The sequence below is a fragment of the Streptomyces sp. NPDC005004 genome (assembly GCF_053600675.1).
The window spans coordinates 205,036-218,052 of record NZ_JBSGAH010000006.1 but is presented as its reverse complement, the minus strand read 5'-3'; the positions used below and the strand labels follow the sequence as shown (position 1 = coordinate 218,052).

General features: G+C 71.5%; 13 protein-coding genes. 2 read left to right on the top strand and 11 right to left on the bottom strand.

All coding sequences use genetic code 11. The features are described from left to right. Positions 1 to 129: 129 nt before the first annotated feature. A complete protein-coding gene (locus tag ACWEEU_RS10665) occupies positions 130 to 1,143 on the top strand; it encodes a sigma-70 family RNA polymerase sigma factor (RefSeq protein ID WP_385747462.1) in 1,014 nt (337 codons plus the stop codon). Here the strand turns inward: ACWEEU_RS10665 and ACWEEU_RS10660 are convergent. The 9 genes from ACWEEU_RS10660 to ACWEEU_RS10620 all read right to left on the bottom strand — a co-directional run bounded on the left by ACWEEU_RS10660 (position 1,027) and on the right by ACWEEU_RS10620 (position 10,452). Continuing rightward, positions 1,027 to 1,425 (bottom strand): STAS domain-containing protein, encoded by a 399-nt coding sequence (locus ACWEEU_RS10660; protein WP_451730807.1) that lies wholly within the window; start codon positions 1,423 to 1,425, stop codon positions 1,027 to 1,029. The two genes, ACWEEU_RS10665 and ACWEEU_RS10660, sit on opposite strands and share 117 nt — an antisense overlap. After that, entirely contained in the window at positions 1,422 to 1,667 is a 246-nt protein-coding gene (locus ACWEEU_RS10655; RefSeq protein WP_451730804.1) for a hypothetical protein, read from the bottom strand. Before ACWEEU_RS10655 ends, ACWEEU_RS10660 begins: the two co-directional genes overlap by 4 nt. Before the next feature lie 96 nt (positions 1,668 to 1,763). Beyond that, positions 1,764 to 3,047, bottom strand: a complete 1,284-nt coding sequence (locus tag ACWEEU_RS10650) for a thymidine phosphorylase (RefSeq protein WP_385747497.1) — start codon at positions 3,045 to 3,047, stop codon at positions 1,764 to 1,766. Between the two features lie 70 nt (positions 3,048 to 3,117). After that, complete coding sequence (locus ACWEEU_RS10645; protein ID WP_161178717.1) at positions 3,118 to 3,519, bottom strand: cytidine deaminase; 402 nt, start codon at positions 3,517 to 3,519, stop codon at positions 3,118 to 3,120. Further along, on the bottom strand, positions 3,516 to 4,805 hold the full coding sequence (locus tag ACWEEU_RS10640) for an ABC transporter permease (RefSeq protein WP_385747468.1): 1,290 nt from the start codon (positions 4,803 to 4,805) through the stop codon (positions 3,516 to 3,518). The genes ACWEEU_RS10645 and ACWEEU_RS10640 overlap by 4 nt, the downstream gene beginning before the upstream one ends. Next, the gene (locus ACWEEU_RS10635) at positions 4,805 to 5,932 is read right to left on the bottom strand and encodes an ABC transporter permease (protein ID WP_385747470.1); all 1,128 of its coding nucleotides are present in this window, start codon (positions 5,930 to 5,932) and stop codon (positions 4,805 to 4,807) included. The genes ACWEEU_RS10640 and ACWEEU_RS10635 overlap by 1 nt, the downstream gene beginning before the upstream one ends. Further along, positions 5,929 to 7,455, bottom strand: a complete 1,527-nt coding sequence (locus ACWEEU_RS10630; protein ID WP_385747499.1) for an ABC transporter ATP-binding protein — start codon at positions 7,453 to 7,455, stop codon at positions 5,929 to 5,931. Before ACWEEU_RS10630 ends, ACWEEU_RS10635 begins: the two co-directional genes overlap by 4 nt. 258 nt (positions 7,456 to 7,713) lie before the next feature. Further along, positions 7,714 to 8,772 (bottom strand): BMP family lipoprotein, encoded by a 1,059-nt coding sequence (locus ACWEEU_RS10625; RefSeq protein WP_385747472.1) that lies wholly within the window; start codon positions 8,770 to 8,772, stop codon positions 7,714 to 7,716. A gap of 426 nt (positions 8,773 to 9,198) precedes the next feature. After that, positions 9,199 to 10,452 (bottom strand): M20 family metallopeptidase, encoded by a 1,254-nt coding sequence (locus ACWEEU_RS10620; protein ID WP_385747474.1) that lies wholly within the window; start codon positions 10,450 to 10,452, stop codon positions 9,199 to 9,201. 231 nt (positions 10,453 to 10,683) lie between these two features. On the opposite strand from ACWEEU_RS10620, the gene ACWEEU_RS10615 reads away from it, so the two are divergent. After that, complete coding sequence (locus ACWEEU_RS10615) at positions 10,684 to 11,334, top strand: class I SAM-dependent DNA methyltransferase (RefSeq protein ID WP_451730798.1); 651 nt, start codon at positions 10,684 to 10,686, stop codon at positions 11,332 to 11,334. Between the two features lie 13 nt (positions 11,335 to 11,347). Here the strand turns inward: ACWEEU_RS10615 and ACWEEU_RS10610 are convergent, their stop codons facing one another. Further along, on the bottom strand, positions 11,348 to 11,746 hold the full coding sequence (locus ACWEEU_RS10610; protein ID WP_451730795.1) for a YunG family protein: 399 nt from the start codon (positions 11,744 to 11,746) through the stop codon (positions 11,348 to 11,350). Between the two features lie 58 nt (positions 11,747 to 11,804). Next, the gene (locus ACWEEU_RS10605; RefSeq protein WP_451730792.1) at positions 11,805 to 13,013 is read right to left on the bottom strand and encodes a hypothetical protein; all 1,209 of its coding nucleotides are present in this window, start codon (positions 13,011 to 13,013) and stop codon (positions 11,805 to 11,807) included. Positions 13,014 to 13,017: the final 4 nt, after the last annotated feature.

Here is a 13,017-nt window from a genome sequence, read left to right as displayed (position 1 = left end):
CGCGGTCCAGCGCGGTCCCGGACCGGGCATTTTCGTACTCCGGGGGCCGTTGTCAGTGGGCTGCGGTAACTTCCGGAGTGCTGGGGCGCGACGAGGCGCGATCAGGACGGCCACGGGGGTGGGTGGACCATGGGCGAGGGTACGGCGACGGCGGATCTCGACACCGCGCTGGAGAAGCACAGGACCGAGCTGACCGGGTACTGCTACCGGATGCTGGGCTCGTCCTTCGAGGCCGAGGACGCGGTGCAGGACACCCTGGTGCGCGCCTGGCGGGCGTACGACAAGTTCGAGGGCCGCTCCAGTCTGCGGTCGTGGCTGTACCGGATCGCGACGAACGTGTGCCTGGACATGCTGACGGCGAGCGGGAAGCGGGCCCGGCCGATGGATCTGACGGAGGCGACGCCGCTCGCGCGGGCGGCGCTGTCACCGCGTCCGGACCACACCTGGCTGGAGCCGGTGCCGGACGCGCGGGTGCTGCCCTCGGTGCAGGACCCGGCAGAGGCGGCGGTGGCGCGGGAGTCGATCCGGCTGGCGTTCATGGCGGCGCTCCAGCAACTGCCGCCCAAGCAGCGGGCGGTGCTGATCCTGCGGGAGGTGCTGGCCTGGCGGGCGAGCGAGGTCGCGGAGCTGCTGGGCACGACGGTCGCCTCGGTGAACAGCGCGCTCCAGCGGGCCCGGGCCACCCTCGCCGAGCGCGCGGACGCGGGGGACGACGCGGCGGTCTCCGACCCGCTGGACGAGGAGCAGCAGCGGCTCCTGGAGCGCTACGTGAAGGCGTTCGAGGGGTACGACATGACGGCGCTGACGGCGCTGCTCCACGAGGACGCGGTGATGACCATGCCGCCGTTCGACCTCTGGCTGCGCGGTCCGGCCGACATCACGGGCTTCATGTCGACCATCGGCGCCTCGTGCGCGGGGTCGCGCCTGGTCCCGGTCGAGGTCAACGGCCTTCCGGGCTTCGCGCACTACAAGCCGGACCCGGAGAAGGGCGGCTTCACCCCCTGGGCGGTCCAGGCGCTGGAGATCTCAGACGGCCGGATCACCGGTTTCCACTGCTTCCTGGACACCGCCCGCTGGTTCCCCCTGTTCGGCCTGCCCCTCCACCTCGAAGCGGAGGCCGACGAGAGCGAGGAGCGCGGCTAGGGCGGGCGCGGGGTCGCGCAGCCGTATCCGCCCGCCGCTGCGGCGGGCGGTGAGTTCGAGGCGGGCGAGCAGGTCGACGTGCCCGAGACCGGGTGCGCGGATCGCGCCCACGTCGCAGACGACGGTCCTGGTGCGGCCGTCCGCCAGCAGGGCCCGCACACGGTCGCACAGTCCGGCCAGTGCGCGGGGGTCGGCGGGGCCGGGCGGTATGGGCACGACGGGGATGTCGGCCGGGGTCTCGGGGTCCACGTGCGGTGGACCGGCGGGAGGCGCGGAAATCATCGCGGAGCCGCGGGTGAGGTCGCGCGGATCGTGGACATCCCGGTGCCCGCGGTGACCGGTCGTGGGGTCGCCCCGGGGGATTCCGCGATCACGTTGTGGCGGTAGGCGGGAGAAGGCGACACGGTGACGATCCCCTCGGTGATCTCCGCCTTGCCGCCCTCGGGCCAGTCCCTTTCCTCACGGAACCGGACAAGGTCGTCCCAGGTCCGGTAGGGGTCCTGGCTCACGGTGAGTGCGCTCATGGCGGACTCCGGTCAGTGCGCCACCGGGCGCTGCATGACGAACGGGACCGGTGGAGGTCCACCGGTCCCGTTCACCCGAACGAAGAAGTCCCCTGATCAGGCGATCCGCTCCAGCACCACAGGCGAAGCCGCGAAGTCCGTACCGGCCGGCGCGATGTCGAACGAGCCCTCCGTCGCCTCCAGGGCGTAGGCGAAGCGGTCCGGGGTGTCCGTGTGGAGGGTGAGCAGGGGCTGGCCGGCGACGACCTGGTCGCCCGGCTTGGCGTGCATCTCGACGCCCGCGCCCGCCTGGACCGGGTCTTCCTTGCGGGCGCGGCCCGCGCCCAGGCGCCAGGCGGCGATGCCGATGTCATAGGCGTCGAGGCGGGTGAGGACGCCGGAGGTGGGGGCCGTCACCACGTGCTGCTCGCGGGCGACGGGGAGCGTCGCGTCCGGGTCGCCACCCTGGGCGGCGATCATGCGGCGCCAGACGTCCATCGCGGAGCCGTCGGCCAGGGCCTTGGCCGGGTCGGCGTCCTTGAGGCCGGCCGCGTCGAGCATCTCGCGGGCCAGGGCGAGGGTCAGCTCGACGACGTCCGCCGGGCCGCCGCCCGCCAGGACCTCCACGGACTCGCGGACCTCCAGCGCGTTGCCCGCCGTCAGGCCGAGCGGGGTGGACATGTCGGTGAGGAGGGCGACCGTCTTCACGCCGTGGTCGGTGCCGAGGCCCACCATGGTGGAGGCCAGCTCACGGGCGTCGTCCAGGGTCTTCATGAAGGCGCCGGAGCCCACCTTCACGTCCAGCACGAGCGAACCGGTGCCCTCCGCGATCTTCTTCGACATGATCGAGGACGCGATCAGCGGGATCGCCTCCACCGTGCCGGTCACGTCGCGCAGGGCGTACAGCTTCTTGTCCGCCGGGGCCAGGCCGTCGCCCGCCGCGCAGATCACCGCGCCGACGCCGTCCAGCACCGACAGCATCTCCTCGTTGGAGAGCAGCGCGCGCCAGCCGGGGATGGACTCCAGCTTGTCGAGGGTGCCGCCGGTGTGGCCGAGGCCGCGGCCGGAGAGCTGCGGGACGGCCGCGCCGCACGCCGCGACCAGCGGGGCGAGCGGAAGCGTGATCTTGTCGCCGACGCCGCCCGTGGAGTGCTTGTCGGCGGTCGGGCGGGACAGCGAGGAGAAGTCCATGCGCTCGCCGGAGGCGATCATCGCGGCGGTCCAGCGGGCGATCTCCCGGCGGTCCATGCCGTTGAGCAGGATGGCCATGTTGAGGGCGGCCATCTGGTAGTCGGCGACCTCGCCGCGGGTGTACGCGTCGATGACCCAGTCGATCTGCTCGTCGGTCAGTGCGGCGCGGTCCCGCTTGGTGCGGATGACGGAGATGGCGTCCATGGCCAGGGTGTTCCTTCCGGGAGGTGCAGGTGTACGGCCCCCCTGCTCGGAAAGCGAGCAGGGGGGCCGTACGGACTTACTTGGTGAGATGGTCCGGGCCGAAGGCCTGGGGCAGCATCTCGGAGAGCGGGAGGACGCCCTCGGGGGTGTCGAGCAGCAGTCCGGGGCCGCCGAACTCGTACAGCAACTGACGGCAGCGGCCGCACGGCACGAGGAGGGCGCCGGTGCCGTCCACACAGGTGAAGTGTGTCAAACGCCCGCCGCCGGTGCGCTGGAGCTGGGAGACGAGGCCGCACTCGGCGCACAGGCCGAGCCCGTAGGAGGCGTTCTCCACGTTGCAGCCGGTGACCGTGCGGCCGTCGTCGACCTGGGCCGCCACACCGACCGGGTAGCCGGAGTAGGGCGCGTAGGCGTGCGCCATGGCCTCGCGGGCCTCGGCGCGCAGCGCCTCCCAGTCGAACGCGGTCGCGGTGGTCACTTGCCCTGCCCCTTCCGGTACCGCATTCCGTCCGCCTTGGGCATCCGCAGCCGCTGGGCGGACAGCGAGAGCACGAGCAGCGTGACGACGTACGGCGTGGCGCCCACGAAGTCGCTCGGGACCTCGTCGGTGAACAGGTACCAGGCCAGGACCAGGACGGCCATGACCGCGCTGATCACGCCCTGCCACAGGGCCTTGCGGTACAGCTTCCAGCCCGCGAGGGCGGCGAGCAGGACGACCAGCAGGAGCAGCAGGGCGTGCACGGTGACGCCGCCGTTGCGGAGCTGGAGGGCGTCGGAGTAGCCGAACAGGGCGGCGCCCATGGCCAGACCGCCGGGCCGCCAGTTGCCGAAGATCATCGCCGCGAGGCCGATGTAGCCGCGGCCGCCGGTCTGACCCTCCAGGTAGGTGTGCGAGGTGACCAGCGCGAGGAAGGCGCCGCCGAGTCCGGCGAGACCGCCGGAGATGGCGACGGCGGCGTACTTGTAGCGGTAGACGTTGACGCCGAGGGACTCGGCCGCCACCGGGTTCTCGCCGCAGGAGCGCAGCCGCAGGCCGAAGGGGGTGCGCCACAGCACCCACCAGCTTCCGGCGAACAGCAGCGCGGCCAGGATCGTCACCACGGACACGTCGGTGACGATACCGCCGAGAATGCCCGCGATGTCGGAGATGAGGAACCAGTGGTGTTGCTCGACCGAGTGCAGCGCGCCGGACAGGCCCGGCACGGTGATGTCGGTGAGGGAGTCGACCGGCGGGGACTGCTTGGGGTTGCCGCCCGCCTCGGCGGCCTTGCCACCGGCGAAGAAGAGCTTGGCGAGGTACTGCGTGGCGCCGAGCGCGAGCAGGTTGACCGCGACACCGGAGACGATGTGGTCGACGCCGAAGGTGACCGTGGCGACCGCGTGCACGAGACCGCCGAGGACACCGAAGCCGATGCCGCACAGCAGACCGAGCCAGGGGCTGGACTGCCAGCCGATCCAGCCCGCGCCGAAGGTGCCGAGGATCATCATGCCTTCGAGGCCGATGTTGACCACACCGGCCCGCTCGGACCACAGGCCCGCGAGACCGGCGAGACCGATCGGCACGGCGAGCCCGAGCGCGGCGTTGACCTGGCCCTCGGAGGTGAGCTGGTTCGCCCCGGTGATCAGGCGCACGACGGCGACGAGCAGCAGGGCGCCGGCGATGACCAGGAAGAGCCGGGTGGTGGAACGGCCCGGGCGCTTGTCCGCGCTGCCCGGGGCCTTGGGCGCCGCGGGCGGCGGCGCGTCCGTCATCGTGGCGGTCATCACGCCACCTCCTGCATCTCGGTCGGCTTGGCGGCCTGGGCGGCGAGTTCGGCGCCGACCCGCTGCTGCTGGCGCTTGAGGCCGTAGCGGCGGACGACCTCGTAGGCGATCACGACGCACAGGACGATGACGCCCTGGATCACGCCGAGGATCTCCTTGTCGTAGCCCTGGAACTCCAGGTGGTTGGTGGTGCGCTCCAGGAAGCCCCACAGGAGGGCGCCGAGCGCGATGCCGATCGGGTGGTTGCGGCCGAGCAGCGCGATGGCGATGCCGGTGAAGCCGATGCCCGCCGGGAAGCTGTTGTCGTACTGGTGACCCTCGTTCAGCAGCGTCGGCATACCGATGAGACCGGCCACCGCACCGGAGATGATCATGCTGGTGGCGATCATCTTCTTGACGCTGACGCCGCTCGCGGCGGCGGCCGACTCGGACTGGCCCACGGTGCGCAGGTCGTAGCCGAAGCGGGTGCGGCCGAGGATGAACCAGTACGCCACGCCGACGGCCACGGCGAGCACGAGGAGGCTGTCGAGGACGCCGGCCGGGCCCGTGTCGATGTTCGGCAGGAAGGACGAGGAGGGCAGCGGCTTGGTGGAGACCAGGGTGCCGCCGTCGTCGAGCTGGCCGAGCTTGCCCGGCTGGAGGAGGTAGCCGATGATCGCGGTCGCGATCGAGTTCAGCATGATCGTCGCGATGACCTCGCTGACACCCCGGGTCACCTTGAGGACGCCCGCGATGGCCGCCCACAGGGCGCCGGTGCCCATGGCGCACAGGAGGATCAGCGGGACGGCGAGCCAGCCCGGCACGGTGAGCGCGCCGCCGACGGCGGCGGCCACGAACGCGGCGAGGCGGTACTGGCCGTCGACACCGATGTTGAACAGGTTCATCCGGAAGCCGATGGCCACCGCGACGCCCGCGAGGTAGTACGTCGTCGCCTTGTTCAGGATGTAGACCTGGCTGTCGCTGGCGAAGCCGTAGGTCACCATGTCGCTGAACGCGTCGCCGGGGTTCTTGCCGGTCGCGAGGATCACCAGGGCGGTGACCACGAGCGCGGCGACGACCGCGAGCAGCGGCGCGGCTATGCCGAGGAACAGCCGCTCCTTGTCGATCCGTGAGGTCAGCTTGTTCATCGGTCGGCGTCCTCTGTGTGCTCCAGGTGGCCGGAGGCGGCACCGGTCATGGCGGAGCCCAGCTCCTCGGGGGTGATCGTGGCGGGGTCGGCGTCGGCGACCAGACGGCCGCGGAACATCACCCGCAGGGTGTCGGAGAGACCGATCAGCTCGTCCAGGTCGGCGGAGATCAGCAGCACCGCCAGACCCGCGCGGCGGGCCTCGCGGATGTAGTCCCAGATGGCCGCCTGCGCGCCGACGTCCACACCGCGGGTGGGGTGGGCGGCGATGAGCAGCTTGGGGTCGTGGCTCATCTCGCGGCCGACGATCAGCTTCTGCTGGTTGCCGCCGGACAGGGAGGCCGCGGTCACGTCGATGCCGGGCGTGCGCACGTCGTAGTCGGCGACGATGCGCTCGGTGTCCGCGCGGGCGGCCTTCAGGTCGAGCAGGCCGCGCCGGGAGTTGGGGTGCTCGGTGACGTGGCCGAGGATGCGGTTCTCCCACAGCGGCGCTTCCAGGAGCAGGCCGTGGCGGTGGCGGTCCTCGGGGACGTAGCCGATGCCGGCCTCGCGGCGGCGGCGGGTGGGCGCGGCGGAGATGTCCTCGCCGTCGAGCACGACGACGCCCGCGTCCGGGGTGCGCATACCCATGATCGCCTCGACCAGCTCGGACTGGCCGTTGCCCTCCACGCCCGCGATGCCGAGGACCTCGCCCTTGTGGATGGTGAGGGACACCTCGCCGAGGATGACCCGCTCCACGCCGTCCAGATCCTTCTGGGCCAGGTGCAGCCCGGAGACCTCCAGCATGGGCACGTCCGTGACCGTGGACTCCTCGGTCTCGGGCGTGGGCAGTTCGCTGCCGACCATCAGCTCCGCGAGCTGCTTGGGCGTGGTGGTGCTCGGCTCGGCGGTGCCGACGGTGGTGCCGCGCCGGATGACGGTGATCTCGTCAGCGACCGACAGCACCTCCCCCAGCTTGTGGGAGATGAAGATGACGGTGAGGCCCTCGGCCTTGAGCTCGCGCAGGTTGTCGAAGAGGGCGTCGACCTCCTGGGGCACGAGGACGGCGGTGGGCTCGTCCAGGATCAGGGTCCTGGCGCCCCGGTAGAGGACCTTGAGGATCTCCACGCGCTGGCGGTCGGCGACACCCAGCGCCTCGACGAGGACGTCGGGGCGGACGTTCAGGCCGTACGCGTCGGAGATCTCCTTGATCTTGGCGCGCGCCTTGCCTCCGATGCCGTACAGCTTCTCGGCGCCGAGGACGACGTTCTCCAGGACGGTGAGGTTGTCGGCGAGCATGAAGTGCTGGTGCACCATGCCGATGCCGCGCGCGATGGCGTCACCGGGGTTGTTCAGGACGACCTGTTCGCCGGCCACGGTGATGGTGCCCTCGTCCGGCTGCTGCATGCCGTAGAGGATCTTCATCAGGGTGGACTTGCCGGCGCCGTTCTCGCCGCACAGGGCATGAACCGTGCCGGTGCGGACCGTGATGTCGATGTCGCGGTTGGCGACGACGCCGGGGAAACGCTTGGTGATGCCGCGCAGTTCGACGGCAGCGGGAGGGCTGGACGCGTTGATGGCGCACTCTCCTCGGGGAAAGGGGCTGCGTTGGGGGAGGGAGGGCAGGCGTCGGCGACGCTAGCGCGGCAACTCGGTGCTACACGCGTAGAGTTGACACATTGTTATGGCCCGGCGGGAGGCGTCGGGTCCTGTCGTCAACCTCCCGTCGCCCCGCAGGCGGGAGGTTGACGACAGGGCCCAGGCGCCCCCACGCCGAGCCGTGGTCCTGGTGGACCGGTCAGATCACGGGGTGGTCTTGACCTTGACCGAGCCGTCGACGATCTTCTTCTTCGCGGCGTCCAGCTTGGGCTGGATGTCGTCGATGAAGCCGCCGCTCGTGGCCAGCGAAACGCCGTTCTTGGCCAGCGAGTAGACGTTGTTGCCGGTCAGCGGCTTGCCGTCGTGGACGGACTTGATGAAGTCGTAGACGCCGACGTCGACGTTCTTGACGACCGAGGTCAGGATCGAGCTCTTGTACTTGGCCAGACCCGGGATGTTGTACTGGTCCGAGTCGACGCCGATCGCCCAGGCGCCCTTCTTGCCGTTGACGGCCTCGATGGCGCCGTTGCCGGAGGAGCCGGCCGCCGAGTAGACGATGTCGGCGCCGTTGTCCAGCATTCCCTGCGCGGCTTCCTTGCCCTTGTCGGGGCTGGCGAAGCCGGAGGTGTCCGAACCGTGGCTCAGGTACTGGACGTCGACCTTGACCTTCGGGTTGGTGTCCTTGACGCCCTGGACGTAGCCCGCCTGGAACTTCTTGATCAGCGGGACGTCGACGCCGCCGATGAAGCCGACGTGCTTGGTCTTGGTCTTCAGCGCCGCGGCGACACCGGCCAGGTACGAGCCCTGCTCCTCGGTGAAGGTGATGCTGTCGGCGTTCTTGGCCTTCACGACCGAGTCGACGATGCCGAAGCTGGTCTTCGGGTACTTGGCGGCGACCTTGTCCACGGAGGTGGCGTAGGCGTAACCGACGGCGACGATCGGGTTGTAGCCCGCGTCGGCCAGGTCGGACAGGCGCTGCTCGCGGTCGGCCTCGGTGTCGCTGGACTTGGCGGTCAGCTCCTTGACCGAACCGTCGAACTCCTTCGACGCCTTGTCGGTGCCGCGCGCGGCGGAGTCGTTGAAGGAGTGGTCACCACGGCCGCCGACGTCGAAGGCGAGACCGATCTTGACACCCTTGCCGTCACCCGACGAGCCGGAGGAGGCCTTGTCGTTCTCGGAGGAGGTGCTGCCACAGGCGGTGGCAGAAAGGGCGAGGGCTGCGGTCGCTATACACGCAGCGGAAAGCTTGGCTACCCGGCGCACGGGAAGGCTCCTTCACCTGACCTGAGCGCCACGATGGCGCTTGATGTGAGCACCGAGGAGCGGTGCTCCGGCCGAGCGCCCCGGCGGCGTCGGCTCGCGGCATCGTAACGCGCGTAGATGTCAGAAAAACACCTCTCGGGCAGCCGTTATCGAACCGAGGCAAACGGGGTCTGAACTCGGCCGGGCAGGTGCCTCATGCCTTTGTTTCCGGGGCGGAACAAATGGCTTGCGGGTGTGTTGCGCGGGCGGACGGGGTGTGCGTGGGGGCGGGCGCCGGGGGTCGTACGACGGCGTGTGCGGCGGCGCCCGCGACGGTCTGCGTGGCAGCTCTGCCGAAGGTCCGCGTAAGCCCCCGCAGCGGCTCGCGCGACAGCCCGCGCGACCGGCCCGACGGCGGCTCGCAGGACGAGCCGCCCGCCCCTCGCGTCAGAGTTCCGGTGCCCCCATGAGGGCGGCGGCGGTGAACAGCTCCACCCCGACCGTGATCGCGTTCTCGTCGGCGTCGAAGTCGCCCTGGTGCAGGTCGCGTACGGTGCGCTCGCCCGGGCGGCGGACGCCGAGGCGGGCCATGGCGCCGGGGACGTGCTCCAGGTACCAGGAGAAGTCCTCGCCGCCCAGGCTCTGCTCGGTGCTCTCCACGGAGTCCAGACCCCGGCGGGCGACCATCGCGCGGCGCAACAGCTCGGCCGACTCCTGGTCGTTGACGACCGGGGGCACCCCGCGCACGTAGGTGATCTCGGACTTGGCGCCGTGCAGGGTGGCGACCTCGTCGATGGCGGCGTGCACGATGTCGGGGGCGTCGCGCCAGGCGTCGAGGTCCAGGCAGCGGACGGTGCCGGAGAGTTCGGCGTGCTGCGGGATGACGTTCGGCGCGTGGCCCGACTCGATGCGGCCCCAGGTCAGGGCGAGACCGCTGCGGGTGTCGACGCGGCGGCTGATCACCGCGGGCACGTCGGTGACGACGCGGGCGGCGGCCGTGACCAGGTCGGTCGTCAGGTGGGGGCGGGCGGTGTGGCCGCCGGGGCCGTCCAGGGTGACGTCCAGCTTGTCGCAGGCACTGGTGATGGGACCGTGCCGCAGACCGATCCGGCCGGTCTCGACCTTGGGGTCGCAGTGCAGCGCGAGGATGCGGCCGACGCCCTCCAGCGCGCCGTCCGCGATGGCGGTGAGCGCGCCGCCGGGGAGCTGCTCCTCGGCGGGCTGGAAGATCAGCCGGACGGGACGGGACAGCAGACCCTTGGCGTGCAGGTCGGCCAGGACCAGACCGGTGCCGAGGACGACGGTGGTGTGCACGTCGTGGCCACAGGCGTGGGCACGGCCGGGGACCGTGGACCGGTAGACGCAGTCGGTCTTGGTGTCCGGGATGGGCAGCGCGTCGATGTCGGCCCGCAGGGCCAGCAGGGGGGCGGCGGGGCGGCCGTCGTCGGCGATGCGGCTGCCGTGGCCCTCGGTGAGCCCGATGTCGCAGATGAGACCCGTTCCGGTGGACAGGACGCGGGGGGTGAGCCCGGCCCGCTCCAGCCGCTCCTTGATCGCGGCGGTCGTACGGAACTCCTGGTTGCCCAGTTCGGGGTGCATGTGCAAGTCGCGGCGGAACTCGACGAGTTCCGCGTGCAGGGACGCGCTGAGCGCGCCGGGGAGCACATCCCCGGGCAGGTCGGCCTCGGTCTCTCGGAGCATCAATCGGTTCACCCTCTGAAGGGTAGGACGCCCGGCCGGTCAACTGACCCTCGATCAACAAAAGTTCAGTCCGTCAGGGGAAGAAAATGTGACCGGCGGACGCATGGCGGTGGGCTGAGGTGGGTAAAACCTTTCTTTCTCCTTCCACGGATACCACGGCTGACGCACCCCCGCTCGCTTTGTCCACGGACCGGACCCGCGCGCCGGAGCGTGCCGGTAGGGTGCGGCGGCGTGACCGACACCCACGCCGGCTTTCTGCGCGCCACCCGTTCCTCCTACGACGCGATCGCCAAGGACTACTCCACCGAGTACCCGTCCTCGCTGACGTTTCCGCTGGACCAGGCGCTGGTGGAGGCGTTCGTCCGGCTGGTGGCGGCGAACGGGCCGGAGCCGGTGGCCGACCTGGGGAGCGGACCGGGGTTCGTCACGGCGCTTCTGCACGAGCTGGGGGTGCCTGCCTTCGGGGTGGACGTCTCCCCCGCGATGGTCGAGCTGGCCCGCGCGGCGCACCCGCGGCTGCGCTTCCACGTCGGTTCGATGACGTCCCTGGACCTGCCGGACGCCACCCTCGGCGGCATCCTCGCCCTGTACTCCACGATCCACGTGCCCGACGCGCACCTGCCCGCCGTCTTCGCCGGCTTCCACCGCACCCTGGTGCCCGGCGGCCACGTGCTGCTGGCCTTCCAGGCCCGTACGGACACCGGGCACCTCCATCTGGCCGAGCGCTTCGGCCACGACATCGACCTCGACTACTACTGGCGCACCCCGGAGCAGATGGCGGACCTGCTGGCCGGGGCGGGGCTGACCCCGGTGGCGACGACGCTGCGGCAGCCGCAGGGGGAGGAGAAGCGGGCGCGGGCGTTCGTGCTGGCGCGGAAGTAGGCGGGTCCGCGCCTCAGCTCGGCTCCGGCAGCGGGCCGAGCCGCGCCGCGACCCGCTCGCGCAGCAGCAGGTACTCGGCCCGGCGGCGGAGCGTCGGGCCCGGCGGGCGCTGGACGGCACGCAGGGTGGTGATGCTCTGCCCGCGCTGGAACTGCTCGCGCGTCAGGTCGAGTTCGACGCCGTTGGCGAGCCGGTTCCACCAGTGGTAGCCGTGCTGGACGCCGTCGAGACGGACCTCGCCGACCACGAGTTCGCCGCCGAAGAGGTCGTGGACGAGCAGTGCGGTGATGTCGCAGTGTCCCCAGGCCGGGTTGGCGGGGCGCCAGTCGGGCAGGTCGTCGGGCGAGCAGGTGTCGACGGCCCAGCTCGCCCGCAGCGCGCGATCGAGGTCCAGCAGATTCCAGGGAGTCATCCCGGCAGCATCGCAGGACGGTCCGACAGCCGGGCGGGGAGACCGCGGCCGGGCTTTCCTACGCCGTCCGCACCGACGCCAGCCGGTGCACGTCCCGGGCCGTCCCGGTCACGCCGGACAGGAAGCCCTGGGCGCGCGGTGAGGCGTTCTCGGTGAGCCAGGCGGGGTCCACGTCGCAGACGGCCACGCGGACGCCGGTGCCCTTGAGGGCCAGGGGGAGGGTGTGGACGACGGTGGAGGGGAAGCTGAGGATCGTCCGGCCGATGGGGCCCCGGCGGGCGATCAGCTCCAGGGGAAGGTCGGGGCGGACGATCTCCAGGCCGGTCTCGCCGGCCAGGCGGTGGAGCTTGGCGGTGCTTTCGCGGCGGTGTGCGAAGTAGCGGGTGGCGCCATGGGACTTGGCCAGGGTGTGTACGGCCTCCACATAGCGGTCCACGTCCACCACCCCGGTCTCCACCAGCGAGGTGCCCACCAGGTCGGCGCCCCTGGTGATGCGGGGCGGGCCGAAGCGGGCGCGGGTCCAGGCGAAGTCGTTCGCGGTGACCGTCACGCCCTCGGGGGTCTCGGCCACCGGCATGGCGGAGAAGACCTCGACGCGGCGGCCCGGTACGGGCAGGAGCCGGCGCCGGGCGGTGGCGGACACGGGTGCGAAGAGAAGCTCACGGGGGCCGGGACGACCGCCCTTGCGGTGCCAGCGCACCAGCCGCTCGCCACGGGCCAGTTGGGCGACGAACTCCATCGTCGCGGTGCCGTCGTCCACCACGACCAGGTCGCGGGCGCGGGTGATGGTCAGCAGGAGCTGCACGTACCGGGAGAACGGGTCCCCCATGACGATCCGTTCCGCCCGTCTCAGCGGACCCGCCAGCGCCCCGACCGTCTGGAACGGCGCGCTCGCCCCGCCCCGCGCCTCCTCCCAGCGCACCAGGTACCCCTTGTCCCGCGCGAGATCCGCCATCCGGCGCAACTGGCCCCGGGTCATGGGGTCGGTGGGCGCGAGCACGACGAGAGTCAGCCCGGTGGCGCCCTCGGTGTGCTCCCCGTCCCCCGAGGACCGCCGCCCCCGCCCGGCCGGGGACGGCTGGAACGGCGTGGGCAGAGGCGGACGGCCGGTCTCGGGGGTCCCGGCGGTGGGTGACGGGTCCGGGCGCGAGCCCATGGCGCGGTCCTCCGCCGGTCGCAGACCCTGTACGTGGGCCCACTCCAGTACGTTCAGCAGTTGCACGGGGCTCTCGACGAACGCGAGGGTGTGGGCGTGTTGGGGGCTCATCGGT